The 26,642-nt window shown below is 51.7% G+C and carries 29 protein-coding genes; 9 read left to right on the top strand and 20 right to left on the bottom strand.

Features of this window, described 5'->3' with window-relative positions; all coding sequences use genetic code 11:
• Positions 1 to 17: 17 nt before the first annotated feature.
• On the bottom strand, positions 18 to 929 hold the full coding sequence (locus CKV94_RS07575) for a hypothetical protein (protein ID WP_003824233.1): 912 nt from the start codon (positions 927 to 929) through the stop codon (positions 18 to 20).
• A gap of 196 nt (positions 930 to 1,125) precedes the next feature.
• Between CKV94_RS07575 and CKV94_RS07570 the strand changes: the two genes are divergently transcribed.
• Together CKV94_RS07570 and glmU are read left to right on the top strand one after the other, a co-directional pair.
• On the top strand, positions 1,126 to 1,395 hold the full coding sequence (locus CKV94_RS07570; protein ID WP_003824232.1) for a hypothetical protein: 270 nt from the start codon (positions 1,126 to 1,128) through the stop codon (positions 1,393 to 1,395).
• 93 nt (positions 1,396 to 1,488) lie between these two features.
• Complete coding sequence (gene glmU, locus CKV94_RS07565) at positions 1,489 to 2,859, top strand: bifunctional UDP-N-acetylglucosamine diphosphorylase/glucosamine-1-phosphate N-acetyltransferase GlmU (RefSeq protein ID WP_003824231.1); 1,371 nt, start codon at positions 1,489 to 1,491, stop codon at positions 2,857 to 2,859.
• Between the two features lie 245 nt (positions 2,860 to 3,104).
• Here glmU and grcA read toward each other — a convergent pair whose 3' ends face one another.
• From grcA to CKV94_RS07490, 15 genes are all read right to left on the bottom strand, one after another.
• Entirely contained in the window at positions 3,105 to 3,494 is a 390-nt protein-coding gene (gene grcA, locus CKV94_RS07560; RefSeq protein WP_003824230.1) for an autonomous glycyl radical cofactor GrcA, read from the bottom strand.
• 83 nt (positions 3,495 to 3,577) lie between these two features.
• Positions 3,578 to 3,916: a cupin domain-containing protein gene (locus CKV94_RS07555; RefSeq protein WP_003824229.1), complete on the bottom strand. Its 339-nt coding sequence runs from the start codon at positions 3,914 to 3,916 to the stop codon at positions 3,578 to 3,580.
• A 438-nt stretch (positions 3,917 to 4,354) separates the two neighbouring features.
• The gene (locus CKV94_RS07550; RefSeq protein ID WP_003824227.1) at positions 4,355 to 4,801 is read right to left on the bottom strand and encodes a molybdenum cofactor biosynthesis protein MoaE; all 447 of its coding nucleotides are present in this window, start codon (positions 4,799 to 4,801) and stop codon (positions 4,355 to 4,357) included.
• Position 4,802: 1 nt separating this feature from the next.
• Positions 4,803 to 5,057 carry a molybdopterin converting factor subunit 1 gene (gene moaD, locus CKV94_RS07545; RefSeq protein ID WP_003824226.1) on the bottom strand — a complete coding sequence of 85 codons (255 nt, stop codon included), beginning with the start codon at positions 5,055 to 5,057 and terminating at the stop codon, positions 4,803 to 4,805.
• Complete coding sequence (gene moaC / locus CKV94_RS07540) at positions 5,041 to 5,514, bottom strand: cyclic pyranopterin monophosphate synthase MoaC (RefSeq protein WP_035573466.1); 474 nt, start codon at positions 5,512 to 5,514, stop codon at positions 5,041 to 5,043. Before moaC ends, moaD begins: the two co-directional genes overlap by 17 nt.
• A gap of 12 nt (positions 5,515 to 5,526) precedes the next feature.
• Positions 5,527 to 6,255, bottom strand: coding sequence for a LicD family protein (locus CKV94_RS07535; protein ID WP_003824224.1), 729 nt, complete (start codon positions 6,253 to 6,255; stop codon positions 5,527 to 5,529).
• 8 nt (positions 6,256 to 6,263) lie between these two features.
• Entirely contained in the window at positions 6,264 to 6,947 is a 684-nt protein-coding gene (locus CKV94_RS07530; RefSeq protein WP_003824223.1) for an NTP transferase domain-containing protein, read from the bottom strand.
• Positions 6,944 to 7,840, bottom strand: a complete 897-nt coding sequence (locus CKV94_RS07525; RefSeq protein WP_003824222.1) for a DMT family transporter — start codon at positions 7,838 to 7,840, stop codon at positions 6,944 to 6,946. The genes CKV94_RS07530 and CKV94_RS07525 overlap by 4 nt, the downstream gene beginning before the upstream one ends.
• 1 nt (position 7,841) lies before the next feature.
• Positions 7,842 to 8,747 carry a choline kinase family protein gene (locus tag CKV94_RS07520; RefSeq protein WP_003824221.1) on the bottom strand — a complete coding sequence of 302 codons (906 nt, stop codon included), beginning with the start codon at positions 8,745 to 8,747 and terminating at the stop codon, positions 7,842 to 7,844.
• 67 nt (positions 8,748 to 8,814) lie between these two features.
• On the bottom strand, positions 8,815 to 9,459 hold the full coding sequence (gene mobA, locus CKV94_RS07515; RefSeq protein WP_231934007.1) for a molybdenum cofactor guanylyltransferase: 645 nt from the start codon (positions 9,457 to 9,459) through the stop codon (positions 8,815 to 8,817).
• Positions 9,456 to 9,977 (bottom strand): molybdenum cofactor biosynthesis protein B, encoded by a 522-nt coding sequence (gene moaB / locus CKV94_RS07510; protein ID WP_023887191.1) that lies wholly within the window; start codon positions 9,975 to 9,977, stop codon positions 9,456 to 9,458. Before moaB ends, mobA begins: the two co-directional genes overlap by 4 nt.
• Positions 9,978 to 10,964: a GTP 3',8-cyclase MoaA gene (moaA, locus tag CKV94_RS07505; protein ID WP_003824217.1), complete on the bottom strand. Its 987-nt coding sequence runs from the start codon at positions 10,962 to 10,964 to the stop codon at positions 9,978 to 9,980. It abuts the gene before it with no gap.
• A 108-nt stretch (positions 10,965 to 11,072) separates the two neighbouring features.
• Entirely contained in the window at positions 11,073 to 12,299 is a 1,227-nt protein-coding gene (locus CKV94_RS07500; protein WP_003824216.1) for a molybdopterin molybdotransferase MoeA, read from the bottom strand.
• 193 nt (positions 12,300 to 12,492) lie between these two features.
• Positions 12,493 to 13,872, bottom strand: a complete 1,380-nt coding sequence (locus CKV94_RS07495; RefSeq protein ID WP_003824215.1) for a NarK family nitrate/nitrite MFS transporter — start codon at positions 13,870 to 13,872, stop codon at positions 12,493 to 12,495.
• A gap of 105 nt (positions 13,873 to 13,977) precedes the next feature.
• A complete protein-coding gene (locus CKV94_RS07490) occupies positions 13,978 to 15,228 on the bottom strand; it encodes an MFS transporter (protein ID WP_003824214.1) in 1,251 nt (416 codons plus the stop codon).
• A gap of 320 nt (positions 15,229 to 15,548) precedes the next feature.
• Here CKV94_RS07490 and CKV94_RS07485 point away from each other — a divergent pair, with 320 nt between their 5' ends.
• From CKV94_RS07485 to CKV94_RS07465, 5 genes are all read left to right on the top strand, one after another.
• Positions 15,549 to 17,447, top strand: coding sequence for a type IV pili methyl-accepting chemotaxis transducer N-terminal domain-containing protein (locus tag CKV94_RS07485; protein WP_003824212.1), 1,899 nt, complete (start codon positions 15,549 to 15,551; stop codon positions 17,445 to 17,447).
• The gene (locus CKV94_RS07480; RefSeq protein WP_003824211.1) at positions 17,444 to 18,118 is read left to right on the top strand and encodes a response regulator; all 675 of its coding nucleotides are present in this window, start codon (positions 17,444 to 17,446) and stop codon (positions 18,116 to 18,118) included. Before CKV94_RS07485 ends, CKV94_RS07480 begins: the two co-directional genes overlap by 4 nt.
• 289 nt (positions 18,119 to 18,407) lie before the next feature.
• Positions 18,408 to 18,695, top strand: a complete 288-nt coding sequence (gene groES, locus CKV94_RS07475; protein ID WP_003824210.1) for a co-chaperone GroES — start codon at positions 18,408 to 18,410, stop codon at positions 18,693 to 18,695.
• A gap of 70 nt (positions 18,696 to 18,765) precedes the next feature.
• Positions 18,766 to 20,409, top strand: a complete 1,644-nt coding sequence (groL, locus tag CKV94_RS07470; RefSeq protein ID WP_003824209.1) for a chaperonin GroEL — start codon at positions 18,766 to 18,768, stop codon at positions 20,407 to 20,409.
• A 326-nt stretch (positions 20,410 to 20,735) separates the two neighbouring features.
• Positions 20,736 to 21,269, top strand: a complete 534-nt coding sequence (locus CKV94_RS07465) for a hypothetical protein (protein ID WP_155114517.1) — start codon at positions 20,736 to 20,738, stop codon at positions 21,267 to 21,269.
• 260 nt (positions 21,270 to 21,529) lie between these two features.
• On the opposite strand, the gene ispH is transcribed toward CKV94_RS07465, so the two are convergent.
• Entirely contained in the window at positions 21,530 to 22,462 is a 933-nt protein-coding gene (ispH, locus tag CKV94_RS07460) for a 4-hydroxy-3-methylbut-2-enyl diphosphate reductase (RefSeq protein WP_003824205.1), read from the bottom strand.
• A gap of 50 nt (positions 22,463 to 22,512) precedes the next feature.
• The gene (gene lspA, locus CKV94_RS07455) at positions 22,513 to 23,019 is read right to left on the bottom strand and encodes a signal peptidase II (protein WP_003824204.1); all 507 of its coding nucleotides are present in this window, start codon (positions 23,017 to 23,019) and stop codon (positions 22,513 to 22,515) included.
• A 250-nt stretch (positions 23,020 to 23,269) separates the two neighbouring features.
• Here lspA and CKV94_RS07450 point away from each other — a divergent pair, with 250 nt between their 5' ends.
• Positions 23,270 to 23,470, top strand: a complete 201-nt coding sequence (locus tag CKV94_RS07450) for a (2Fe-2S)-binding protein (protein ID WP_003824202.1) — start codon at positions 23,270 to 23,272, stop codon at positions 23,468 to 23,470.
• A 100-nt stretch (positions 23,471 to 23,570) separates the two neighbouring features.
• Complete coding sequence (locus tag CKV94_RS07445) at positions 23,571 to 24,074, top strand: hemerythrin domain-containing protein (protein WP_003824201.1); 504 nt, start codon at positions 23,571 to 23,573, stop codon at positions 24,072 to 24,074.
• A 284-nt stretch (positions 24,075 to 24,358) separates the two neighbouring features.
• On the opposite strand, the gene CKV94_RS11305 is transcribed toward CKV94_RS07445, so the two are convergent.
• Together CKV94_RS11305 and ftsH are read right to left on the bottom strand one after the other, a co-directional pair.
• The gene (locus CKV94_RS11305) at positions 24,359 to 24,508 is read right to left on the bottom strand and encodes a hypothetical protein (RefSeq protein WP_167740503.1); all 150 of its coding nucleotides are present in this window, start codon (positions 24,506 to 24,508) and stop codon (positions 24,359 to 24,361) included.
• Positions 24,509 to 24,557: 49 nt separating this feature from the next.
• Positions 24,558 to 26,582, bottom strand: coding sequence for an ATP-dependent zinc metalloprotease FtsH (gene ftsH / locus CKV94_RS07440; protein WP_003824198.1), 2,025 nt, complete (start codon positions 26,580 to 26,582; stop codon positions 24,558 to 24,560).
• Positions 26,583 to 26,642 lie beyond the last annotated feature (60 nt).

The raw sequence follows: 26,642 nt of genomic DNA, 5'->3' as shown, positions 1-26,642 counted from the left end.
GCAAACTAAATAATTTTTCAGGTAGCCTGTTTCACACTTGTTTCTCTTTTAAAGAACACATCCCGACACGCCGCATACAACACCAGCATCAGCATTAAGCCAACCATATTGTTCACCAGCGACGCCACCCGAATCATCCACACGGGCGGTACCGCATCAATCGTCCCTAGCATTGTCAATTTGGGCTGAGCTAACACCACAGCCACACCCACTACCAGCCGCACAGCCAAGCCCAATAATGTTGCCAACGCCACAGCCAGCACCACACCGCCCACATTGCGCCCCATCCCGCGCCAACCTGCTGCCCAAGCCCGCACCGCGCCCATCCTGCGGCACACGACCAACATCGGCGCTACGCCGTTCGGCAGCAGATAGGCCAACATAAAAAATAGCCATTTCCAAGAATTTATCAAAGACACAAGCCCCAACAGCATCGATGATGGCGACTGAAACGCCATCTGCATAGCATAGTCCTCCAGTCTTGCCCCCACCCGAAGCAGCAGTTGTTCAAACACCACATTCAACAAACCCAGCAGCACCAATGCTCCTGCACACCGCACCAACACCACCAAACTGGCACGCCAATCAATACGAGCTTGCTGCTCCACCCGTTCTGCCGCATAAACCACCCCCGCCGTGGCAAACACGGCGGCAAAATCTCGCACGGCAGGGAAAAAAGGAATAACTGAAGGCATAAATGCCTGCATCGCTGCCGCCAAAATATACGACAGTATCGTCCAAACCAACACCAGCCCAAACCACCAACCAGCCCGCTGCCGAAACAAAGCCCAAGCCGCCCCAAACCAAGCAAATGCCCGCCTCGACGGTAACGAGTTGGCCACAGCCAAATATTGTCCGCCCACCGGGTGTGCAGCTTCTTCCGCCATACTCAACGGCGGCGCATAGCGGTTGTCTTGCCGTTCATGCATATTCTTTTCCCTTTGTCTTGATACAAATTTAAAATCGCACGAATTGTAGTATAGAAAGCCACCTAACAACGTAAGATTCAACCTAATGAAAATCCATCTTTCCTTTTTCAGGTAGCCCTACAGCCAGCCCCGGCTGTTCGCGTTATAATTGGCACCCAAAGCAACACCTGTCTCACAACAGAAAAAGGATAAAGCCATGCGCCCCGTCGTTCTACTGCTCGCCCTCATCGCCCTTTCCGCCTGCACTTGGGAAACCTACCAAGACCAACAAGGCAAAACCGGCCTGCGCCAGCGTTACGCCCCGGGCACGCCCGTGGTATACCAAGACGGCACTTTCGCCCGCGACCAACGCTACAACGAATACCGCCCCGTGCCCGTGCCTGTTACCCGCGAACAACACCAACACAGCGTGCCGCGCACCACCTGGAGCGGCGACAGCGTGCCCGAAGCGCCAAGCAGCCATTAATATCGGCAGTTTGAATCCTCTTTTTTCAGGTAGCCCCAAGCAGGCTACCTGAAAACCATCATTTCAACGAAATCGTTTCCAGAAAGCTCCCTCATGCACCAGCCCCTCCATATCGTTATCCTCGCCGCCGGCAAAGGCACGCGCATGTATTCCGCCCTTCCCAAAGTGCTGCACCGCATCGGCGGCCAAACCATGCTCGAGCGCGTTATCGATACCGCACAAAGCCTCAGCCCGCAAAGCATCAACGTGGTGATCGGCCACGGCAAAGAGCAGGTGCGCGAACAAGTGCAGCGCGAAGGCATCCGCTGGGTGGAGCAAACCGAACAGCTCGGCACCGGCCACGCCGTACAAACCGCCCTGCCGCACCTTGGCAACACCGGCCGCACCCTCGTGCTCTACGGCGACGTGCCGCTGATTAACCGCGCCACGCTAGAAGAGCTGCTGCAAGCCGCCGGCAACGAAATCGGCCTACTCACCGACATCCCGCCCAACCCCTTCGGGTTGGGTCGCATCATCCGCGAGGCCAACGGCCAAGTGGCCGCCATTGTGGAAGAAAAAGACGCTACGCCCGAGCAAAAAGCCATCCGCGAAACCAACACCGGCATTTTCGTTCTGCCCAACGCACACCTTGCCAGCTGGCTAGGCAGCCTCTCCAGCAACAATGCCCAAGGCGAATACTACCTCACCGACGTCATCGCCCTTGCCCGCGCCGACGGCGTAGCCGTGCATCCCGTTCAGGTAGCCTCCTCCTTCCTTGCTGCCGGCGTAAACAATAAAATCCAACTCGCCGAACTCGAGCGCATCTTCCAACGCGAACAGGCGCAAAGCCTGCTCCAAGCCGGCCTCACCCTGCGCGATCCAGCCCGCTTCGACCTGCGCGGCAGCCTTCAGCACGGCCAAGATGTGGTGATTGATGTGAACGTGGTGCTAGAAGGCGACAACCAATTCGGCAACAACGTATCCATCGGCGCCAACTGCGTGATTAAAAACGCGGCAATCGGCGACAACACGGTTATCGAGCCCTTCTCGCACCTCGAAAACTGCCGCATCGGCAACAGCGCCCGCATCGGCCCCTTCGCCCGCCTGCGCCCCAATGCCGACTTGGCCGACGAAGTGCACATCGGCAACTTCGTGGAAGTGAAAAACAGCACCATCGGCCGCGGCAGCAAAGCCAACCACCTCACCTACCTCGGCGACGCGCAAATCGGCAGCCGCAGCAACATCGGCGCCGGCACCATCACTTGCAACTACGACGGCGTGCACAAACACCAAACCGTTATCGGCGACGAAGTGCGCATTGGCTCCGGCAATATGCTGGTTGCCCCGCTCACTATCGGCCACCGCGCCACCACCGGCGCCGGCAGCACGCTCACCCGCAACTGCCCCGAAGGCGAACTCACCCTCACCCGCGCCCGCCAAACCACTATCCCGGGCTGGATACGGCCTGAGAAGGAGAAAAAATAAGCCGGAGCTTAAAATTTCTGCGGCATGAGGCTACCTGAAAAATATGGTCAATATAACTAAACCATTTTGAGTTTTCAGGTAGCCTTTCCGTTTATCAATCAGGCTACCTGAAATCTGTTTGGTAATGGTTAAACAAAAACTGGGACTGCTTTCACTTATCTTGCTGTCCTGCTATTAGCTATTTCATACCCCGCAAAAAACCAGCCCCGCCATCCGAAACGGCGGGGCTGTGCTGTGATTCCGGTTTACATATGCTGCGTGAAGGTACGGGTAATCACATCGCGCTGCTGCTCGGGCGTGAGGGAGTTGAAGCGCACGGCATAGCCGGATACGCGGATGGTGAGCTGCGGATATTTATCGGGATTAGCAGCTGCGTCTTCCAGCATTTCGCGGCTCATCACATTCACGTTCAGGTGCTGACCACCTTCCACTTTCGGACGCACGTAGCTGTCTACAGCCACTTCTTGGTAGCTCACATCGCCCAAATCGCTCAGGGCAACGATTTGGTCGGCAGCGAAATGCTCGTCCTTGCTGCACAGGCAACGTGCCTGCTGGGTTTCGTCGTCCAACAGCCAGAAAGAGTGCACCAAGGCGGGGTGTTGGGCCGATTGGGTAATTTGAATACCTTTAATCATAATGATTCATCTCCAAGAGTTGTGTTGTAAGGCTATGGTTTTAAAATAATTCCGCATTGCCGGGCAATACGGCGCGAAAACGGTTAAACGCAGCAGCGGCCGAAGCGCAGTTTTTGGTTGAGCAGGGCGTGGTAGCACAGCTGTTTCACCACCAGCACGGAGGTGTTGTCTTCCAAGGCCACCAGGGCATGGGTTTCCTGCGGTTCAAGCCGCGCCAGGGTCATCGGCTGCAAATCAATCTGCCCTTGCTCGGTTTTCAGGCACACCGAGCCGGAGAGCACGGTAATGGTAATGATGGCCTCGGCTGAATAAGGTGGAACTTCGTTGCCTTTTTGCAGATTGAGCTGCACGATTTGCTGATCGGCATCCTCTGCAATCACGCCGCCTACGGGTTGGTGTGGGTCTAGTTGATAGCCTCGCATGGTATTTCTCCTAAAAATTCGGATGCTGCCAACGCTAGGATGAAGCTTCAACAGACCGTTGGAATACGGCAACCGTTCAGTTTTAAATCAATCTCAGCAGAAAATGCATCAGCAGCCAAGCTGAAGCGGCTCAGGGAAAATTAATGATGCAAACAGTATTCCCAAGCTGCTGCTCTATTCTGCTATTGACCGCTATTTTACAGATTTTACTGATCTTTCTCAATTTTTAGTTGACCTCAAATTAGCATAGCTGGCTGCATTTGATTAAAAAAACCACACAAAATAAAAGGCTACCTAAAAATCAGGCTATTTTGTTTTCAGGTAGCCTATAAACTTCAGCATGTAAAATTAGCTCCACACACTAACATGTCTCTTTTTAAACTCACGCAAAAAGGCTACCTGAAATTTTCAGGTAGCCTTTTCAATACTTGCCAAGCGTTATTTGAGCAGTCGGCGCTTGGCGTCGGCCGTTTGATTGTCCAGCCACGCGGCAACGACTTGGCCGCTATAGAATTCCTGTTTCCAAATCGGCACTTCGGCTTTCACCGTATCGATAATATAGCGGCAGCCGGCGAAGGCCATGTCGCGGTGGCCGGCGGTTACGCCCACCCACACCGCCATATCGCCCACTTCCAACCGGCCGTAGCGGTGCACGCACACAGCGGCTTCCAGGCCGAAGCGGCGTTTGGCCTCCTCAATCACGGCCTGCCCCTGCCGGCGCGCCAGCTCTTCATACACGCTGTACACCAAATAATCCACGCGTTGCCCGTCGTTTTGGCGGCGCACCCAGCCTTCAAAGCTGAGGAAGGCGCCGCATTGCTCGTTGTTTAAAAGCTGTTGGCGCAAGGCCTGGCTGTCTATCGCTTGTTCGGTTAAATCAAACATTTCAACCTCCTGCTACCGGCGGGATAAAGGCCACGATGTCGTTGGCGGCAAGCGGCTGCAGCCAGTCGGCAAACGCATGGTTTACCGCCGCCCGCACGCGTTCCTGCGGCAGGGTGAAGCGGTATTGTTGCGAGAGTTGCTCGTATAAGGCTGCTGCGGTGCAGTCCTCGGCGACGTGGATTTTTTCCTGCTCTTTACCCGCCTGTTCGCGCAGGGCGGCGAAATACAGCACGGTGATTTCAACGGTTGAACTCATGTTTGCCTCCGGATTTGTGTATTAGGCGGATGTCTTGGATTTGGATGTCGTGGCTCAGGGCTTTGGTCATGTCGTACACCGTGAGCGCAGCCACGGATACGGCGGTGAGCGCTTCCATTTCCACGCCGGTTTTATGGCTCACGGCCACTTCGGCGCGAATATTCAGACCGTGTGCGGCATCGTCATATTCCAGCTCCAGCTTGCAGCGCTCCAGCATCATCGGATGGCACAGCGGAATCAGGCTGGCGGTATTTTTCGCCGCCATGATGCCGGCCAAGCGCGCCACTTCGGTAATCGCGCCCTTAGCAGTTTGCCCGTTGGCCGCCTGGATTTGGGCATACACTTCCGGCGGGAACACCACCCGCCCGGCAGCCACGGCCACACGGCGGGTGACGGCTTTGTCGCCCACGTCCACCATGCTGCTGCGGCTGTGTTGATCTAAATGTGTCAGCAAAATTTTATCCTTGCGCTATATCTTATTTACGCATACTAATGCATACGCATCATTTATTACATATTCAAGATCTTTGTCCCTGTCACAATAAGAATATATTTTGGGAGTCATAAAATCATTGCCATAAATTGAAGCAAGATGCTCTTCCGTATTATCAGGGATATAAAATTTTTCCCCTTTAAAACAGCATTCTTTCAAGTTAAAATTAGCCATCTCAATACAATTTACAATTAACCTCCCTCCCCAGCCTTCATTACCAGTATCAAAATGGTAACTATATTTCTTATTACCTACTTTTCTAAATACAAAAAAATCGATATTTACTAGATCTTTATAAGAAATAGTATATTCAGATATAAAATTATCTAAATCTTTATCTGACCTTGATCTAATTATAAAATACTTTACTAAATTAAACCCATTATTTGCAAGGTGATTGATAAATTTATTAACATATATAGAATCTTCTATTCCAAAATCAATGTCATTATCGTGAGCAATAACATCTCCATCCCTATAGCAACCTAATAACGTACCAAACTCCAACCAAACTTTTATAGGCCCATTAAATGATTGAATCGCACTAGATAATTTCTGGAAAATAAGTTGCGAATTTTCTAAAAATATTTTTTGTTTAATTGCTTCTCTTCTCTTACCTATTTCCTTACGCTTTTCTTTCCTATTTTTAGAGCTAAATGGGTGGCATAAAGATATAAAAAACGTACTTTCAAAGAATTTTTTCATTTACTATCTCACATATTAGAAATAAATTCATAATGCATGATATTGTCCATTTCATATGCTTCAGAGATACTTAATTCTCTAACTCTTATTTCCATTGAATCAAGTAATGACATTGGAATATTATCCCAATACAGCCTACTATTTTTTAAAATATCCAAATTGTTATATTTTTCCAGCTCAGCTAATATTTTCTTGGAATCATCCTGATTCCAAAATGAAACACCAAGCAAGCTAGGTAGATGTCTTGAAGAAATAATAATATCAGTTACTATACCATTTTCATTTATAACAGGATTCCACTCAAGCTCATTAGACTCTGGCCTTATGATAGTATAATAAGTACTAAATACGGGTTTATCCAAAAATATATTTTTAAATAGGACCACATCAGAATCAATTACGTATGAATCACTAAGATACTTAGAGGCCAAGTAAAAAGAGTATATATTATTATATTCTCTATATTTATTATTCTTTATCAGCTTACACCCATACTTATAAGTTAGATATTCAAACTGACTAGAAAGGTAGCCTGTTACAATATAAATTTCATCAATACCCGACTCTTTGAGGTATAAAATAGTTCTTTCAATATTAGGAATATCTTTAACCTCAATAAGAGCTTTATGTTTACTCTTTGTAATCTCTCTAAGCCTACTCCCGAGCCCAGCTGCTAGAATAATTGCATTCACAAGGACACCTTTCTAGATGACAGAGTAATATATGTGCCAATAAATATACCTAAACAACATAAAGCAGTTATTAAATTAATATTTATATCCAAAAATAAACAACTCATAATAACTGTCCATATTGTATATGTAATATTCATAGTTATAGCTCGAATCGGCCCAATCGAACCAATTGACTTATAATAATAAAAATAAGACAAAAATCCAGAGGCAAGTATAAATAATATTATAGAAGAATTTCTAGCCGTTAACAGATGTAGCAATGAATAAATTTCTACTTTATTAAATAAAATAATAACAAAATACCCACTTATAGCTCCCAAGACTCTTATCGCATATACAAATTCTGATGAAATAAACTTCATAGCATATGACGATAAAACCACTTCAAGACTCCAACCAATAGAACAAATACATACGAATATAAAATAGAAATAATCTAAATCTTTATGCTGATAAGATGGGAGAATAAGCATTATAGATGAGATAATTAAGATAAAAAAACCAATTACCCCAAAAGAATTTAATTTATCTTTTAGAAAAATACATGCCAATACAGACGCAATTGCTGGATAGCTACTAGATAATAATGCTGTATATTCAATACCAATATATTGAATGCTCATTAAATAAGTATACATACCGAGCGCACCGCCCAGCACCCCAGAAACGAAGGGGAAAATAGTATACTTAATTTTTAACTTAGGTAGTTTTCTAGATTTAAAAAAAAATATAACTGATAAATTTAAGAAAGAGAAAACTTCAGATAACAGCAAAATATATAGCACTACTCCTATTGCATTAAAATTTGGGTAATTTATATATAAATAACTGTATAAAACCCCAGAAAGTGCCCAAAAAAACCCTGATATTCCTCCAAAAAAATATCCCATTTTATAACTTTATTTCCTCCATAATTCTTATGGAACGTTCTAGTCGATATTTGGCATAATCTCCAAAATATTCATTATGCTCTTCCTTGATTAGCGTCCACACAAACCAAAGCAGATCCTGAGAAAACTGATAACTTCTTATTTTATTTAAAATATCTTCCCTATAAGTAGGAAAAACATCCCCATAGTAATGTTCTAAAAAGTAGCAGCTTTCTTCGGCATCTAGCTCAGCTTCAAGCAAAAAAGCCGCAATATCAAATACCGGACTATTCATACCGGAATATTCCCAGTCAATTAAAAATATTTTATTCTCTTTTAATAATATATTCTCAAGAACCAAGTCGTTATGACATGGAGATACCTTATTTTCATGGGAAAAATATTTATCATTTAATTTATAGAAAAAATTTATCAACTCAGCAATTAGTGAATGATAATTTAAAAATCTACTCTTATCTTTTAGTAGGGAGACGTAATAGTTAAACTCTGACAGCACACTGAACCGATTAACAAACTTAACATCTTTATTGTGCAAATTCAAAAAAGTTTTTGATATCTCTCTAACTACCAAATCATTTAAAATATCTGCTTTTCTCAACACCCTACTTCCATGCAGATATTCTGTTAATTTAACACCTGTTTTGGAATTAAAATATAAAGTATCTACATTAACTCCAATATCAGATGCTAACTTGGAGTTATATTCCTCATAACTCCTATTTATCAGCAATGAATTGATTTTATTCGGAATTCTTAGAACATATTGGGAATTATCAACCGTCACCAAATAGTTTTGATTTGTCATTCCTCCTATAGAAGAGAAAATTATGTGATATTCGATTAAAGTACTGATTAGATCCTGAGGCGCTTTTTCAGACAGTAGTGCAATAAATTGATTAACTTTCATAATATTAATCACTCATATTTATGCAGCAGGGCTTCATTTCTGGCAAGAATATTTTGGTTTATATCCATTATTCTAATATAACCTGCTTTCCATGACCAAACAGCCGCTCCGCCTGCTCTACCGCCCGCTCAAACTCCGGCGGCGTGTTGAAATTGCACAACGGCAGCCATGCATCGGGCAGCGGCGCAACCGCAAACGGCACGGTTTGCAGCCAGGCGGTTACGCGGCGCTGCCCGCTTTCCACGTATTGACGCAGCGGGGCGGCCAGGGCGGCAGACCAATGCGCCAATAGCGGATAATCCTGCCCGCCGCCGCTCAGCGCAGCCACACCCTGCTGCCAAGCCACGCTGTTTCGCGCCTGTTGCAAACAGCCTGCCACTTGCTCAGGCAGCAGCAGGGTATCGCAGGAGAGTACATAAATGCCGGCATGGCCTTGTTCGGCCACCAGTTCGAGTGCGGGCAGAATGGCGGATAAGGCGCCCTGCCGTTCGGGCAGGGCATCGGGCAAGTATCGCGCGAGGGGGAGATGGGGGAAACGCTGTCCGGCCGAAGCAATCCACAGCGGCCGGGTTGCCGCCGCGGCCAGGCGCTCAATCAACGGCACGCCACGAAACGGCAACAGCGGCTTGGGACTGCCCATCCGCCGGCTGAATCCGCCGCATAAAATCAGCAGCGGCTCGGTAGCAATCTCCATGAGGCCGGATTTACTCACTTGCCCCAAGCGTTGAACACGCGGGTGAAGCCACAGCTGTTGATGCGCGGATCGAGCTGCGGGGCGATGACTTTTTCCCAAGCGGTACGGCAGGCGCCGGTAGAGCCGGGCAGGCAGAAAATGAGCGTGCGGTTGGCAATGCCGGCCACGGCACGCGATTGGATGGTGGACATGCCGATTTCCTGCAGAGACACGGCGCGGAACACTTCGCCGAAGCCGGGGATGGTTTTGTCGAACAGGATTTCCACCGCATCGGGGGTAATGTCGCGCTCGAACATGCCGGTGCCGCCGGTAATCAACACAATGTCGGTTTGCGGCTCGGCAATGGCGGCGGAAACGATGGCGCGGATATCGTAGCGCTCGTCGCGGCACCAATCACGCGCGTACAACACGTGGCCTGCGGCCTGCAGGGCTTCGGCCAGATAGTTGCCGCTGCCGTCTTCGGCGGGGCTGCGGGTGTCGGTTACGGTGAGCAGGTGGATGCGGAAGGGGCGGAATTCGGGTGCGGAGCGGTGCATTTAGCCTCCGGTCATGGAAAGGTTGGTGATGAGGCCGACTTTTTTATCGTGCAGATAGTGGTGTTCGGGTTTTTCGGCAATGGTTTGATGCAGATAACGGCGCAAGCCTTCGGCATCGCCTTCGCGCAGATGGGGGCGTAGGTCGTAGGCAATACCGCCGAACAGGCACAGGTGCATTTTGCCTTGGGCGGTAACGCGCAGGCGGTTGCAGCTTTTGCAGAAATCTTCGCTGTAGGGGGCGATGAAGCCGATGCTGCCGGAGAAATCGCGGTGGAAATATTCCCGTGCGGGGCCGGCGTGCGGCTGGCGCGGCAACAGCTGCCAGCCTTGCGCCTGCAGGCCGCGTTCGATTTCGGCGGCGGAGAGGTGCTGGCTGTTGAAGAAGCTGCCGTTGTCGCCGGTTTGCATCAATTCGATGAAGCGCAAGGTTACGGGGCGCTCGCGCACGAAATCGAGCGCGTCGGCCAGCGTGCGCTCGGCGTAGCGGCGCAGCAGCAGGGTGTTGACTTTGACGTTGCAGAAGCCTTCGGCCAGGATGTTGTCGAGCGCGCGCAGGATGTTGGTGCATTCGCGCTTGCCGGTGATTTCGAAGAATACGTCCGGGTCGAAGCTGTCGATACTGATGTTAATTTTGTCCAGTCCGGCAGCGCGGTAGGCTGGGAAGAGCTGCGCCAGTCGGAAAGCGTTGGTGGTAAGTGCCACGTTTTCAATCAGCGGGTTGGCTTTGCACATGGCGATGATGTCGGCCAAATCGCGGCGCAGGGTGGGCTCGCCGCCGGTGAGGCGGATTTTGCGCGTACCAGCGGCAGCGAACACGTTTACCAGAGTTTCGATTTCTGGCAGGGTAAGTTCGTCGGGCTTGCCTTTGCCTTGGTAGCCGTCGGGCAGGCAGTAGGTGCAGCGGTAGTTGCACAGGTCGGTAACCGACAGCCGCAGGTAGCTCAGGCGGCGGTTGTAGGGGTCGGTGAGTGTGTGGGGCGGGGTCATAATGGGTTTCCGTCTGGTGTGTGCCGGTTGCTCTATATTCTATTTACTTATGGGACACAGGCTACCTGAAACTTAGCTGGCGTGGCTTTTCAGGTAGCCTTTCCAGCTTTACAAAAATGCTTCGGTAAAAGGTTGCACCGTCACTTCCGCACCAGCGGGCAGCGAGCCGCTTTCGGCAGGGAGAATCAGGTAGGCATTGGCGCGGCTCACCTGATAAATACGGTGCGAATCCTGGCTGCCGCAGGGTGCGGCCAGCCAAGTGCCGTCTTCCTGACGGCTTATGATACCACGCTGAATATCGGTGCGGCTGTGGTTTTTCTTCACCGGCTCGGCCAGTTTGGCCGTAAAGCGCACGGGCTGAGGGATTTCGGCCGCGCCGCACAGCTGCCACAGGGCGGATTTGAGGAAAATATCAAAGCCTACAAAACCAGACACCGGGTTGCCCGGCAGGCCGAAACACCAAGTAGTCATGATTTGGCCGAACACGAAGGGTTTGCCCGGCTTGAGGGCAACCTTGTAGTGATGAATGCTGCCCACGCGCTCCACGGCTTCGCGCATGAAGTCATAATCGCCCACGGATACGCCGCCAGTGGTAATCAGCACATCGGCTTGGTGGATAACTTTATTCAGCATTTTCAACACGTCTTCCAACCGGTCGGCCACTTGGCCAAAGTCGATCACTTCCACCGGCAGGGGTGCGAGTCGCGCCATCAACATATAACGGTTACTGTCATAAATGCGGTCGGTACGGTTGTCGGCCGTGCCCGGTTCGAGCAGTTCGTCGCCGCTAGAAAGTACGGCCACACGCAATTTGCGGCGCACTTCGATTTGGGCATAGCCCAAGGCGGCCAGCAGCATGATATCGGCCTGGCGCAGAATCCGCCCTACCTGCAACACAGTATCGCCTGCCGCAATTTCTTCGCCACGGCGGCGGATATTGCCGCCCTCAGCCGCGTCTTTTTCCAAACGGATCACACCGTCTTGCAACTGCACGTTTTCTTGAATCACCACGCTGGAGCAAGCTGCCGGCACCACTGCACCGGTCATGATGCGCACGCAACCATCGGCAGGCAGGCTACCTGAAAACGGCTGCCCGGCCACCGATTCGCCCACTACTTTCCATTCACTACCTGCCGCCGCGGCCACGGGCAGGGCGTAGCCATCCATGGCAGAAATATCTGCGGGCGGAATATTCACCGCCGCCGCCACATCCTGCGCCAGCACACGCCCCACTGCCGACACCAGCGGTACGGTTTCGGTTTCCAACGGCTTTTGCACGGCGGCGATTTTGGCGTGAATCAGCGCTTGCAGTTCGTGAACAGGGGTAAGGGCCATGGATAGATTCCTTATTATCAAAAATATAAAGAGATGAGTGTGTGCTGCTCCTCCTGCCAGTTGGCGAACTGCAACCAATTATGGGTTACAGCAAAACAAACCAACGCAGGCAGGCAGAAACTGATGCTTTAGCTATTAAGTGGTTAAAAGGCTACCTGAAAGCCTGTTTTGCATTTTCAGGTAGCCTGCCGTTTTAGCACTTGGCTTCGGCATTCTTACGGGCGTAGTACCACCAGTTCAACCCGGCACAGATAATGTAGAACAGGATAAAGCCGATCAAGGCTCCGTTCACACTGCCCCAAAGAGAGAGCGCAGTACCGAAGCTTTTCGGAATCAGGAAACCACCATAGCCGGCAAATGCGGCGGTGAACCCGATAACAGCGGCGGCTTCGCGGTTAGCATTTTGTACGCATTGTTCTTGGGTGATTTGGCCGGCATCGGCAAATTTCTGATGGAAACCCAAGAAAATCAGCGGCACTTGTACGAAAGTGGAAGCATTGCCGATGCCGCTGAGTGCAAACAGCACCATAAAGCAGGCAAAGAAGGCAGGGAAGTTGCCCTGGCCGTTCGTCGGCAAGAACATCAATACGCCGAGCACGCCGATAATCATGCCCACGAACACCACCTGCGTGGTGCGCGCGCCGCCACCGAGTTTTTTACACACCCATCCGCCAGCAGAACGGGTGAGCGCACCTACCAAGGGGCCGAGGAAGGCGAATTTGGCGGGATTAATCTCCGGGAACAGCAGCTTGATCAAGAATGGGAAACCGGCAGAGAATCCGAGGAAGGAGCCGAACGTACCCAAATAAAGGATACACATAATCCAGTTGTGCTTGCGTGAGAAAATCACAGACTGCTCTTTGAAGCTGGATTTGGCGCTGGCCAAATCGTTCATGCCAAACCAAGCCGCCAAAGTGGCCAAGATAATGAACGGCACCCACACAAAACCGGCGTTTTGCAGCCAAATTTGCACAGTTTCGTTGTTTTTCATCATGGTTTGCGGTTCGCCGCCCAACGCGCCGAACAGGCCGGCGGTAATGGCCAACGGCACGATGAACTGCACGGCAGATACGCCGAGATTACCCAAACCGGCATTCAGGCCGAGCGCACTACCTTTTTCCGCTTTGGGGAAAAAGAAGCTGATGTTGGCCATACTGGAAGAGAAGTTGCCGCCGCCGAAACCGCACAACAGGGCAAGAATCACCATGGTGCTGTAGCTGGTAGTCGGGTCTTGCACGGCAAAGCCGATGCCGATAGCGGGCAACAGCAGGCTGGCGGTGGTAATCGCAGTCCATTTACGGCCGCCGAAAATCGGCACCATAAAGGAATAGAACACGCGCAAGGTAGAGCCAGATAAGGCGGGCAATGCAGCCAGCCAGAACAGTTGGTCTTTACTGAAATTGAAGCCGACATTGGGCAGATTAAGGATGGTTACGCTCCATACCTGCCACATAACAAACGCCAAAAACAGCGCAGGGATGGAAATCCACAAATTGCGCCGCGCGATTTTACGGCCGGTGCTTTGCCAGAATTCGGGATCTTCCGGCCGCCAGTCTTGAATTAAGTGAGACATATCATTTTCCTAAATGTGGTAAGTGTTCAGCTTTTGCGAGCACGTTTTTAACGTGGAGGCTACCTGAAAAACCGCTGCGCAGTTTTCAGGTAGCCTTGAAGCGGATTACTGTTCGCGTTTGGCTTTGAAAGAGAAGTGCATCCAAATCAACGATACACACACTGTGCCGTAGAGCAGCATGAAGGTGGTGGATCGAATACCGGTGAGGTCGAGCAACATACCGAACATAATCGGCAGGAGGAAGCCGCCCAAACCACCAGCCAGGCCAACGATGCCGGATACCGTACCGATGTCGTTCGGGTAGTCGTCGGCCACAAATTTGAACACAGAGGCTTTACCCACCGCCATGGCGATACCGGCGGCAAACATCAAAACAGTAAACAACACCACATTCAGGCCGATGTGCAGGCTTTGCGGACCGTGCGTGGTGGCAATCACGAGGTCGGTTTGCGGGTAGGACAAGATAAAGAAGCATACCCACAATACCCACATCACACCCCAGGTAACCTTATAGGCACCGTATTTATCTGATAACCAGCCACCTACTGCGCGCAACACGCCGCCAGGCAGAGAGAAGCAGGCAGCCAACATACCGGCGGTAGCGATACTCAGGCCATATTCATTAATGTAGTATTTAGTCATCCACAGAGCCAATGCCACATAGCCGCCGAACACCACGGAATAATACTGGCTGTAACGCAGCACGCCGGGGTCTTTCAGCATGGCCAGCTGGTCGGCAAGCGAGGCTTTGGGCGCGGTGTTGGGGTTATGCGGGGTGGGGTAGGTGGTGAACCAGAACAATACGGCGGTAGCGGCCATGATGACGGCGTACACTTTTGGCACGATGACCCAGGCAGCCGCACCGGCACCGGCCGCAGCCGAATATTTAATCAGCGCAGGGGCAACGAATTTGTTGATGGCGCTACCGGCATTGCCCGCGCCGAAAATGCCCATGGCCAAGCCCTGCTGGTGTTTCGGAAACCAGCGTGCCACATAGGGGGTACCCACGGAGAAGGAGCCGCCGGCCAAGCCCATCATCAGGCCGATGGCGATGAAGTGCCAGTAGTGGGTGGCGTAGCTCATCAGAAAGATGGCGGGCACGGAAAGCAGCATCAATACAAACATTACAATACGGCCGCCGAATTTGTCGGTCCAGATGCCCAGCGGTACGCGGATGAGCGAGCCGGAGAGTACCGGCACGGCCATCAGGATGCCGGTTTGTGTTTCGTTCAGGCCGAGCTGCTCCTGCACTTTCACGCCAACAATCGCCAGCATCATCCAAATCATGAAGCAGACTGTGAAGGCAAACGTGCTGAAAATAAGCACGGAGTAGCGTTTGTAATTTTCTGATTTCATTTTTTGTTTTCTCTATACTAAGGGGAAATTTCGCGGTTTGCACGCCCTGATAAGGAAGAGGCTACCTGAAAACCGCCGGTTGAAGCATGCGAAGCCAAACCATTTATTTTTCAAAATAAAAAATCACGTTGGGAAAATAAGGGTTTCAGCTGTTGCGAATTGTAAAACAACGGTTTGGATTAAATAAGCCCTGTTGTATCTAGGTCTTCTAATCCGAAAGTATTAGAGCAGTAACCATTTTCACTAAGCCGATAGTTAAGCTTCATGGATTAAACGCGTATAATGAACGATTACACTTTTTGATTTCCCCGCCCATCTCCATGAATTTCTTCAAAAGCCTGTCTGTTCGGCTCAAGCTGCTGACCCTGCTGTGGCTGGTGATTGCCGTGGCCTCCATCAGCTATACCCTGCTGCTTTCCTGGCGGCTGGAGGGCAGCGCCGCCGCCATCAACGACATCGGCAGCTTGCGCTTGAGGAGTTTCCGCATCGCCCTTTTGATTCGCGAAAATGCCGGAGCGGAAGAAATCGAACAGCGGCTGCAGCAATACGACAGCATCCTCGACAACGTGCGCCACGGCGACCGCTCCCGCCCGCTTTTTTTGCCGCCCGATAAAGTGGTGTGGCAGCGTTTCAACGAATTAGACCAACAATGGCGGCAAAATATCCGCCCGGCTTTTCAGGTAGCCTACCAACAAAATCGTCCGGTTACCGATAAACAACTGCAACCCTTCCTCAGCCGTTTGGATAATTTGGTTTCTGCCGTTGAGCAAACCAACACGCGCTATATTTCTTGGCTGCGCTTGTTTCAAAGCTGCCTTTTGGTGTTGGTGGTGATGAGTTCTGCCTTTATGGTGTTTTTGCTGTATTGGTGGATTATTAAACCTTTACAGCATCTGCAACAAGGCGTGGCTGCTATTCACGATGGGCAGTTCGGCATTCAAATCCCCATTGATCACTCCGCCGAGTTCGCCCGTGTAGACAACGGTTTCAACCAGATGAGCAGCAGCCTGCACCAACTCTATTCCCACCTAGAAGAAGAAGTACTGGAAAAAACACGCGACCTGGCCAGCAAACACCACACCCTAGAAACCCTGTATTTCTTTTCGCGCTTTCTCAGTCAAACCCAAACCACCACTGAGGCTGCCGAAGTATTCCTGCAGAAAATGCTGGAAATGGTGGCCGCTGATGCCGGCAGCATCCGCTTAATCGATTTCAAACGGCAGCGCATGGATTTGGTGAGCCAAATCAACCTGCCAGACAGCCTGCAAACTGCCGAAGCCTGCCAGCGCTTCGACGACTGCTTGTGCGGCCACGCCGTGGTACACGACGACTGGCAACCCATCCAATTCGTGCGTGAACCCGACAGCCACGCCTTCGACACCGACAACAGCGAATGCAGCCGCATGGGCTTCCAGCAGCTGCGCATTTTCAAAATCCAATATAAAGCGCAAGATTTCGGCATGGTTACGCTCTATTTCAAACAGAAAGAGCCCGTGGCCATGGCCGATACCGAACTGTGGGAAGCCCTGTGCAGCCAGTTCGGCGTGGTGGTGAGCAACCTGCGCCTGATTGATGAGAGCCGCCAGCTGGCTGTATTGCAGGAGCGCAACCTCATCGCCCAAGGCCTGCACGACAGCATCGCCCAAGCCCTCACCTTCCTCAACCTGCAAGTGCAGATGTTGGAAAGTGCCCTGCAAAACCATGAACAAGAGCAAATCAACGAAAACCTGCACTATATTAAAGACGGCATCCAAGAGTGTTATGACGACGTGCGCGAACTGCTCATCAACTTCCGCACCAAAATCAACAACAAAGACTTCACCGAAGTGGTGCAGACCCTAACCGACCGCTTCCAGCGCCAAACCCAAATCGGCGTACACCTGCATTGGCACGGCAACGGCCCCCAACTCAACAGCGAGCAGCAGCTGCAAGTCGTGTTTATATTGCAGGAAAGCCTCTCCAATATCCGCAAACACTCCCAAGCCACCCAAGTGGATATCCGCTTCAACAACCGGCAGGATTTTGTGATGGAAATTGAAGATAACGGGCGCGGCTTCAATATCGAACGGCTCAAAGAACAGCATTCCGGCAACCATGTTGGGCTGAACATCATGCACGAACGCGCCCAACGCATCCGCGCCCAGCTTTCCCTACACTCAAAACCTGGCAGCACCCGGGTAACCCTGAATCTGCCTTACGAAGAAAGAAGACAGGTATGACTGAAAAAATCCGCATCGTACTCATCGACGACCACACATTATTCCGCAGCGGCATCAAAGCCCTGCTTGCCCGACAGGAAAACTACGAAGTAGTAGGTGAAGCCGCCGACGGCCTCAGCGGCGTGAAGCTGGTGAGCCAGCTTGCGCCCGACGTAGTGCTGCTCGACCTTGACATGCCCGTGATGAACGGGCGCGAAGCGCTGGCCCAAATCCTCAGCAGCCGCCCCGAGCAGAAAGTGGTGATGCTCACCGTATCGGAAGATGGCGAAAACTTAGTGGAATGTATGCGTCTGGGCGCGTGCGGCTTCCTCTTGAAAAACATCAATGCCAACTTCCTTATCGATGCCATCGGCAAAGCCGCCAACGGCGACAACGTCTTCTCCCCCGAAATGATGGCCTGCATGGTGCAATCCCTCATCCGCCCTGCCCAACCTGCCACCGAAAGCGCCCTCGACACCCTCACTTCGCGCGAACTCGAAGTGCTGCGCTACCTCGCCGTGGGATACAGCAACAAAATCATCGCCAAGCGCATGGATTTGGCCGAGTCCACCGTGAAAGTGCACGTGCAAAACATCCTGCGCAAGCTCGAACTCGGCAGCCGCGTGCAAGCCGCGGTGTATGCCGTGCAGCACAATCTGCCCTTGCCCGAAGAAGAGGAACCCGCTGATTGAGGCTACCTGAAAACATCATCCCCGTGATCCAAATCTCTTCCCCCAATTTTCAGGTAGCCTGACCCTGCCCTACTCCGGCAAAAGGCTACCTGAAAGTCATCTTCCTCAATCTAGCCCATCACCCTCTCCCTCCAACCGGATATTTTTTCCGGTCTGCCCTTGAATTCGACGCCTCCAACTCCATTTCTTTCGCCGCATAAGCAGCGTGCCGCGCCCTGCCCGGCACATTTCTGTTTACCCTCAATTGGGTAGCAACAAATCATCAAGTTCAATTTTGGAGAGAAGATTTATGAAAATTCGTCCGTTGCACGACCGTGTAGTTATCAAACGCCTGGAAGCCGAAGAAAAAACCGCTTCCGGTATTGTTTTGCCCGGCTCTGCTGCTGAAAAGCCCGATATGGGCGAAGTGGTAGCCGTGGGCGCTGGCAAGCTCACCAAAGGTGGCGAGCGCCGTAAGCTGGATGTGAAGGTGGGCGACCGCGTGATTTTCGGCAAATACAGCGGTCAAACCGTAAAAGCCGACGGCGAAGAACTGCTGGTGATGCGCGAAGAAGACATCTTCGGCATCGTGGAATAAACCGCGCTGATTCAAGAACAGAAATTACTGATTTTTTAATTACTGATTTTTTATTTTAGGAGTCATACACATGGCAGCAAAAGATGTACAGTTTGGCAATGAAGTCCGCCAGAAGATGGTAAACGGCGTAAACGTTTTGTCCAACGCCGTGAAAGTAACCCTCGGCCCGAAAGGCCGCAATGTGGTGCTCGACCGTTCTTTCGGCGGCCCGCACATCACCAAAGACGGCGTGACCGTGGCCAAAGAAATCGAACTGAAAGACAAGTTTGAAAACATGGGCGCGCAGATGGTGAAAGAAGTTGCCTCCAAAACCAACGACGTAGCCGGCGACGGTACCACCACCGCTACTGTGTTGGCACAAGCCATCGTGGCCGAAGGCATGAAATACGTTACCGCAGGCATGAACCCGACCGACCTGAAACGCGGTATCGACAAAGCCGTTTCCGCTCTGGTAAAAGAGTTGCAGAATATTGCCAAGCCCGTGCCGGAGAAATCTAAGGAAATCGCCCAAGTGGCCTCTATTTCTGCTAACTCCGACGAATCCATCGGCAACATCATCGCTCAAGCTATGAACGAAGTGGGCAAAGAAGGCGTGATCACCGTAGAAGACGGCAAATCGCTGGAAAACGAAGTGGAAGTCGTGAAAGGTATGCAGTTCGACCGCGGCTACCTCTCCCCCTATTTCGTCAACAACCCAGAAAAACAACTGGCCGAACTAGACAGCCCGTTTGTTCTGCTGTTTGACAAAAAAATCAGCAATATCCGCGATCTGCTGCCCGTGTTGGAGCAAGTAGCCAAAACCAGCCGCCCGCTGTTGATTATTGCTGAAGACGTGGAAGGCGAAGCCTTGGCCACGCTGGTAGTGAACAATATTCGCGGCATCCTGAAAACTGTGGCCGTGAAAGCTCCTGGCTTCGGCGACCGCCGCAAAGCCATGTTGCAAGACATCGCCATCCTCACCGGCGGCACTGTAATCGCCGAAGAAGTGGGCTTGTCTTTGGAAAAAGCCACACTGGAAGATTTGGGCCAGGCCAAACGCATCGAAGTGGGCAAAGAAAACACCACCATCATCGATGGTTTGGGCGACAAATCCGCCGTAGAAGCCCGCGTGGCCGAAATCCGCACCCAGATTGAAACTGCCACCAGCGAGTACGATAAGGAAAAACTGCAAGAGCGCGTGGCCAAACTGGCCGGCGGTGTGGCTGTAATCAAAGTGGGCGCAGCCACCGAAGTGGAAATGAAAGAGAAGAAAGACCGTGTGGATGACGCGCTGCACGCCACCCGTGCCGCTGTAGAAGAAGGCGTGGTAGCCGGCGGCGGCGTAGCCCTACTGCGTGCCCGCTCTGCCCTGAGCAAAGTAGAAACTGCCAATGCCGACCAAGAAGCCGGCGTGCAAATCGTATTGCGTGCGGTGGAGTCTCCGCTGCGCCAAATCGTGGCCAACGCCGGCGGCGAGCCAAGCGTGGTGGTGAACAAAGTGCTGGAAGGCAACGGCAACTTCGGCTACAACGCCGGCAACGACAGCTACGGCGACATGCTGGAAATGGGCGTAATCGATCCGGCCAAAGTTACCCGCTTCGCGCTGCAAAACGCCGCTTCCATCGCCGGCCTGATGCTGACTACCGAATGCATGGTAGCCGACATTCCGGAAGACAAACCCGCCGTTCCCGACATGGGCGGAATGGGAGGCATGGGCGGAATGGGCATGATGTAATCATCCCAACACCATGCAAAAGCACCCTCACTAGAGGGTGCTTTTTCTTGCCTGCCGTTTACCGTTTAAAGGCTACCTGAAATTTTAGTTTTGTAGAAACTTTACAGCGTTTTCAGGTAGCCCCTTTCCGTCACCACTCACATCTCAACCATAAAAATTCACATATATAACAACAAATAACAATCAAAAATAGCAATTCATCACGCCAAATCTAATCCAGTATCAAACTTTGGCACGCTTTATGCTTATCCACTATCGAGTTCCTTTTTCTACCTATCTAAACTATCCCAACAATTATTAGGACACTAAATACAATGGCTACAGCAGTGAGAAAATTATCCCGTAACAACGAATCCCGCAGCAAACGCAGCGGCAGTAGCGGCGGCGGCGCATCGCGCGCAATCGGCCTGCTGCTGGCTCTGATTCTGGTGGGCGGTGGTGTTTATGCCTATATGAACCCGGAAATCATCGAGCAAGCCAAAGCCATGGTCGGCTTGGCCGAACCGGCTGATGAAGGCAACATGGGTGGTAGTGGTGCGGCCGCCCAACAGGCTCCCGCCGCCCCCACCATCACCGATCCGAAAGCCGTTGAGGCACTGAACATGGCGAAGGTATGGGTGGAAACCCGCTTGGCCAAAGGCACTCGCCTGAATGAAATCAACGAAGCAATCGACGTGCCCGCCAGCCAGAAGGAATTCTGGCAGAGCATTACCCTCAGCCAAGGAGCGATTACCGCTATTCCGGCCGGCAGCACTGCCGAGCGTGCGGTTCTGCTGCTGCCGATGCAATCGCAAGGCCAGCTGATTTGGGCTTGTGCCGGTGATATCCCACAGGCTATCGAAAGCATCTGCGCCCAGTAAAAGTTACTCTCTAGCTGTTCTTTTAGGCTGCTTGATTTTTCAGGTAGCCTGCTTTTTTCCTACATGCTTTGTATGGCTAAAGCTTAGTAGATTAAACTTAAATCAGAACCAAGCAACGAGCCGAAAAAAGCATGCGGCATGCAGCAAACACCACACTGGTTTAAATCGAATCCACTACCCTTCTCCATACCAAGCAAAAGGCTACCTGAAACATTTTCAGGTAGCCTTTTGCATATCAGTTGCTTCAAATCTGCCCAACTTCACTCACGCAGCTCTTTGGGCAGCACAAACACAATACTCTCCTCTTCCCCCTCTCCTTCCCGCACCGTCTCGAAGCCCCAGCCGTGCACGGTGTCCACCACCTCTTGCACCAGCACCTCCGGCGCGGAGGCTCCGGCCGTAATCCCTACTCGTTCTTTGCCGGCAAACCATTCCTTTTTCAGGTAGCCTGCATTGTCCACCATATAAGCATCCACGCCATGTTGTGCGGCCACTTCGCGCAAACGGTTGCTATTAGAAGAATTGGGCGAGCCCACCACCACCACCACATCACTGGCTGCCGCCAGCTGCTTCACCGCCTCTTGGCGGTTGGTGGTGGCATAGCAAATATCTTCCTTGTGCGGGCTGCGGATATTGGGGAAACGCGCCCGCAGCGCATCGATGATTCCTTTGGTTTCATCAATCGACAGCGTGGTTTGGCTCACGTGCGCCAACTTATCTGGATTGCGTACTTCCAAATCAGCCACATCCGCCACTGTTTCCACCAACAGCATGCTGCCTGGCGGCAGCTGCCCCATAGTACCCTCCACTTCCGGGTGACCGGCATGGCCGATCATGATGATTTGGTAGCCGTGCTCATCCAAACGCGCCACTTCGCGGTGCACCTTGGTAACCAGCGGGCAAGTGGCATCAAACACGCGAAAACCGCGCTCCGCCGCTTCCTCCTGCACCGCCTTGGATACGCCGTGCGCCGAATAAATCAGCGTGGCGCCGGGCGGCACATCTGCCAATTCTTCGATAAAAACAGCTCCTTTGGCGCGCAAATTGTCCACCACGAATTTATTGTGCACCACTTCGTGCCGCACATAAATCGGCGCGCCAAACAGCTCCAATGCCCGTTCCACAATATTGATGGCACGGTCCACCCCCGCGCAAAAGCCGCGCGGATTGGCCAGCATAATGGTTTTCGCCATGTTTTTTCCTCTGAGTGTGGTTGGTCTAGCTATCACTGAAGCTGACACTTTCAGGTAGCCTGATTACGCTTGCCCTGACGGAAACCGTCAATTACGAACAATGCTGCGCCAACGCAGATAAAACTGTCGGCCACATTAAACGCCGGATAGTAGTGATTATTCCAATAAAACAACAAGAAATCGATTACATGGCCGTAGTTGATGCGATCGATAACATTACCGATGGCACCACCGATAATCATCGCTGCCGCCACATCGCCCAAGCGGCCAAACTTCCCCGAACGGATGCCCAATGCCAAATACAGCGTCACCACCGCCGCCAAGCCGGCAAACAGGTATTTCTGCCAGCCAGAAGCACCGGCCAAGAAACTAAACGCCGCACCCGGGTTGTACACATGCGTCAAATCGAAAAAACCCTCGATCACTGGTTCGCGCCAGTTATACACAATATGATCCAACACCCACAGCTTGCTCCACTGATCCAACACCACTACCAAAGCAGCCAGCAAAGCATACGGCCACAGCCGGAACCACGAAACTTCTTTCATATTCATCATTACCCAACAGATAAAAAAAGTGGCCGCATTTTACTATAAAGCGCCAGTAGGCAGCGAAACTTATGGGCCAAGCCCGGCCGTGCAAACCAATGCACCACCATCAGGCTACCTGAAACCACTATTGCAACATAATTGCCCAACCTTCTCTTTTATTAAATAAAAAACCTATTGCCAGGCTAATTGGTTTCCATTACCATACAACAATAATACTGATTATCAATAGAACAACTATTTTCAAGGGGGCACACCCATGTTTGTTTGCGTTTGTAATGCCATTTCCGACCGCCAAATCAAAGAAACGGTTGCCGCCGGAGCCACCAGCCTTACCGACCTGCAAAACGCCTTGGGCGTGGCCACCTGCTGCGGATGTTGCGCCGACTTGGCCGTTTCCTACCTAGGCAACCACAGCGAAAACCATCAGGCAGCTGTCGGCAAAAACAACCTGCAATAGCCGCGTTGTCGTCGCCACCCACCTAACCCTACGCACATTGACACTGCTGCCGCATTACGGCAGCATTTTGCTTTTCAGGTAACCTCAACAAATACACATCATGGACTTATTCAACACCCGCTCCGTTACCTTCGAGCAACCCACCGCCATGTTGCGCGCCTGCCATGGCAAAGTAAAACGCTTCTGCAGCCAGCTGCACGCCCTGCCCGACTATCTGCAACAGCACGGCTACAACACCGTAGCTGAGCAAGCCGTTACCCAAATCCGTCACTATTTCAACGTAGCCGCCCCACTACACCACCAAGACGAAGAAGAAGATTTCTTTCCCCTGCTGCTGCAATACGCCCCCGAAGCCAAGGCGCTGATCCAAGAGTTGGAAAGCGAACACCAATCCCTGCACAGCAGCTGGGATTTACTCAACCAACACCTGGCCTCCCTCGCCGACGGCACACCGCTTAATCTCGAGCTCATCTCCCGCTTCACTGCCGGCTACGACTTCCACATTCCGCGCGAAGAGCAGCTGTTCGACCTAGGCGACCAAAAAATTCCCGAAGCCGAACTACGCATCATCGGCAAACGCATGGCCGCCAGGCGGCAAGGGTAAAGGCTGAATACTATTCGACAATAAAATTAAAAGGCTACCTGAAAATCGGCTTCGCAGACATGCGCAAAGCCTACTTTCAGGTAGCCTTTCTGGTATTCAAAGCGGCTTCTGCATACCTCTTTGGTTTGCATCGCTCACTCTTTACAGAAAGCTTTATCGCTATACTGTGACAGTACAAGCAAAAGGCTACCTGAAAGTCTAGCTTCGCAGAAACTCGCGAGCTCGTTTTAACTGCGTTGAAGCTTACGCTTTCAGGTAGCCTTTATTGAAAGAACCAATCAAACTTAGCCGCCACAAACGCCGCAGCAGCCGCTTTCGGTGGTTTCGCCGTTGTTGTTATCGGCATTGTTGAGCACCTTCAGCTCGATATCGTCCTGCACCTGCGGTGCAGTGTTTTCGGCAGTTTCAGGTTGGAGGTTTTCGTTTTGGCTCATTGCTTTTCCTTTCATCGGACGTGTGGGTGGGGAAATATACACCGTAATTTCAAGGCTGTTTGTCAGCAGCCGCCTCTTGCTGCTCCGCTTCCTCTGCAGTCTGCGTGTTCAACGGAGTGGCAATTTGATCTTGTTCGGCTGCTTCATCTGCCAAAGCAGGAACAGGTTCGCCAACAGGCCGATCGGTTTCGCCAGCATCCGTTGCCTCAGTATTGCCCGCATCAGCACCATTTTCGCCACGCACATTGTGGCTGTAGTCTTTCGGCGGGCTGGGCTGCTTGCCTTCCATGATCTCCAGTACTTGATCGCGATCGATGGTTTCCCATTCCATCAAGGCTTTGCACATGGTTTCCATCTTATCGCGGTTTTCATCCAAAATTTTGTAGGCCACCGCATATTGTTCATCCAAAATGCGACGGATTTCGGCATCCACATCCTGCTGGGTTTTCTCGGAAATATGCTGCGAGCGGGTAATGCTGCGGCCAAGGAACACTTCGCCTTCGTTTTCGGCATACACCATCACACCCATTTTTTCGCTCATACCATAGCGCGTTACCATCTCGCGCGCTATCTGCGTGGCACGCTCGAAATCGTTGGACGCGCCGGTGGAAATGCGGCCGACAAAAATATCTTCGGCAATGCGTCCACCAAACAGGATGGCCAGCTGGCTGAGCATTTGATCTTTATACATCGAAATACGGTCGCGCTCCGGCAGCTGCCAGGTCAAGCCCAGCGCACGGCCACGCGGCATGATGGTTACTTTATGCACCGGATCGGTAAACGGCAGGCTCTCGGCCACGATGGCATGACCGGCTTCGTGATAAGCGGTGGCACGTTTTTCGTCTTCGTGCATCACCATGCTGCGCCGCTCGGGGCCCATATAGATTTTATCTTTAGCATCTTCAAAGTCGCTCTGATCAACTTTGATTTTATTGCGACGACCGGCAAACAGTGCAGCCTCATTCACCAAGTTGGCCAAATCCGCGCCGGAAAAACCGGGTGTGCCGCGCGCCAGCGATACCAAATCTACTGAAGCATCCAGCGGCACTCGCTTGGCGTGCACTTTCAAAATCTGCTCGCGGCCGCGGATATCGGGCAGCGGCACCACCACTTGGCGGTCGAAACGGCCGGGGCGCTGCAAGGCCGGGTCGAGCACGTCTGGGCGGTTGGTGGCAGCAATCACGATCACTGTTTGATTGCTTTCAAACCCATCCATCTCCACCAGCAGCTGGTTCAAAGTTTGTTCGCGTTCATCGTTGCCGCCGCCCAAACCGGCACCGCGCTGGCGGCCCACGGCATCGATTTCGTCGATAAAGATGATGCAGGGCGCATTTTTCTTAGCCTGCTCAAACATATCGCGCACACGGGAAGCACCCACGCCCACGAACATTTCTACAAAGTCCGAGCCGGAGATGCTGAAAAACGGCACGCCCGCTTCGCCGGCAATCGCCTTGGCCAGCAAGGTTTTGCCCGTACCCGGGCTGCCGGCCAGCAAAATCCCGCGCGGCACACGGCCACCCAAACTCTGATAGCGGTTCGGCGCTTGGAGGTAATCCACGATTTCCTGCACCTCTTCTTTCGCCTCGTCGCAACCGGCCACATCGGCAAAGGTTACGCGGTTGGCATCTTTATCCAGCAGCCGGGCACGGCTTTTGCCGAAAGAAAACGCCCCGCCTTTGCCCCCGCCGCCGTTTTGCATACGCAAAAAGTAAAACCAAGCGCCAATCAGCAGCAGCACCGGCAAGAGGCTGGTGAAGAAAATACTGCTCCACTGGCCGGGCTTTTCTTCGGGAACATATCGGAAATCAACGTTCTTGTCCTGCAGCATCGTCAGGAGTTTGTCGTCCATCGGCGCATTGGTATAGAACTTGGATTTGTCGGTGCGCTCGCCTTTAATCACATAACCGCTCAGCAGCGTGCCTTCAATATCCACCTTGGTCACTTCGCCTTTGTTTACCTGCTGGATAAACTGCGAATAGTTGATCAGCTGTTTGTCTTCCCTCTTGCCCAGCAACGTTTGGGCCGAGGCAAGCAGCACCCCGGCCAGAAACAGCCAAACCAAAATCGTCCTCATGGTGTTACGCACGGTAACAAGCTCCTAACTATAATAAAATGCCACAAATAAAAAACAGAT

The organism is Eikenella corrodens (assembly GCF_900187105.1).
GTDB classification, from domain to species: domain Bacteria; phylum Pseudomonadota; class Gammaproteobacteria; order Burkholderiales; family Neisseriaceae; genus Eikenella; species Eikenella corrodens.
Note: the sequence above shows the minus strand (reverse complement) of the source record. Positions and strands in the feature narration are given on the sequence as shown.

Excerpts from the sequence above, each read along its gene's own strand:
- CKV94_RS07485 (WP_003824212.1), top strand. The coding sequence starts at position 15,549 with ATGAATTTCTTCAAAAGCCTGTCTGTTCGGCTCAAGCTGCTGACCCTG.
- CKV94_RS07480 (WP_003824211.1), top strand. The coding sequence starts at position 17,444 with ATGACTGAAAAAATCCGCATCGTACTCATCGACGACCACACATTATTC.
- ftsH (WP_003824198.1), bottom strand. The coding sequence starts at position 26,582 with ATGAGGACGATTTTGGTTTGGCTGTTTCTGGCCGGGGTGCTGCTTGCC.
- CKV94_RS07450 (WP_003824202.1), top strand. The coding sequence starts at position 23,270 with ATGTTTGTTTGCGTTTGTAATGCCATTTCCGACCGCCAAATCAAAGAA.
- moaD (WP_003824226.1), bottom strand. The coding sequence starts at position 5,057 with ATGAGTTCAACCGTTGAAATCACCGTGCTGTATTTCGCCGCCCTGCGC.
- CKV94_RS07575 (WP_003824233.1), bottom strand. The coding sequence starts at position 929 with ATGCATGAACGGCAAGACAACCGCTATGCGCCGCCGTTGAGTATGGCG.
- CKV94_RS07445 (WP_003824201.1), top strand. The coding sequence starts at position 23,571 with ATGGACTTATTCAACACCCGCTCCGTTACCTTCGAGCAACCCACCGCC.
- moaA (WP_003824217.1), bottom strand. The coding sequence starts at position 10,964 with ATGACCCCGCCCCACACACTCACCGACCCCTACAACCGCCGCCTGAGC.
- ispH (WP_003824205.1), bottom strand. The coding sequence starts at position 22,462 with ATGGCGAAAACCATTATGCTGGCCAATCCGCGCGGCTTTTGCGCGGGG.
- CKV94_RS11305 (WP_167740503.1), bottom strand. The coding sequence starts at position 24,508 with ATGAGCCAAAACGAAAACCTCCAACCTGAAACTGCCGAAAACACTGCA.
- CKV94_RS07495 (WP_003824215.1), bottom strand. The coding sequence starts at position 13,872 with ATGTCTCACTTAATTCAAGACTGGCGGCCGGAAGATCCCGAATTCTGG.
- CKV94_RS07550 (WP_003824227.1), bottom strand. The coding sequence starts at position 4,801 with ATGTTTGATTTAACCGAACAAGCGATAGACAGCCAGGCCTTGCGCCAA.
- CKV94_RS07525 (WP_003824222.1), bottom strand. The coding sequence starts at position 7,840 with ATGGGATATTTTTTTGGAGGAATATCAGGGTTTTTTTGGGCACTTTCT.
- CKV94_RS07570 (WP_003824232.1), top strand. The coding sequence starts at position 1,126 with ATGCGCCCCGTCGTTCTACTGCTCGCCCTCATCGCCCTTTCCGCCTGC.
- CKV94_RS07490 (WP_003824214.1), bottom strand. The coding sequence starts at position 15,228 with ATGAAATCAGAAAATTACAAACGCTACTCCGTGCTTATTTTCAGCACG.
- CKV94_RS07500 (WP_003824216.1), bottom strand. The coding sequence starts at position 12,299 with ATGGCCCTTACCCCTGTTCACGAACTGCAAGCGCTGATTCACGCCAAA.
- glmU (WP_003824231.1), top strand. The coding sequence starts at position 1,489 with ATGCACCAGCCCCTCCATATCGTTATCCTCGCCGCCGGCAAAGGCACG.
- lspA (WP_003824204.1), bottom strand. The coding sequence starts at position 23,019 with ATGATGAATATGAAAGAAGTTTCGTGGTTCCGGCTGTGGCCGTATGCT.
- CKV94_RS07555 (WP_003824229.1), bottom strand. The coding sequence starts at position 3,916 with ATGCGAGGCTATCAACTAGACCCACACCAACCCGTAGGCGGCGTGATT.
- CKV94_RS07520 (WP_003824221.1), bottom strand. The coding sequence starts at position 8,747 with ATGAAAGTTAATCAATTTATTGCACTACTGTCTGAAAAAGCGCCTCAG.
- moaB (WP_023887191.1), bottom strand. The coding sequence starts at position 9,977 with ATGCACCGCTCCGCACCCGAATTCCGCCCCTTCCGCATCCACCTGCTC.
- CKV94_RS07535 (WP_003824224.1), bottom strand. The coding sequence starts at position 6,255 with ATGAAAAAATTCTTTGAAAGTACGTTTTTTATATCTTTATGCCACCCA.
- grcA (WP_003824230.1), bottom strand. The coding sequence starts at position 3,494 with ATGATTAAAGGTATTCAAATTACCCAATCGGCCCAACACCCCGCCTTG.
- groL (WP_003824209.1), top strand. The coding sequence starts at position 18,766 with ATGGCAGCAAAAGATGTACAGTTTGGCAATGAAGTCCGCCAGAAGATG.
- groES (WP_003824210.1), top strand. The coding sequence starts at position 18,408 with ATGAAAATTCGTCCGTTGCACGACCGTGTAGTTATCAAACGCCTGGAA.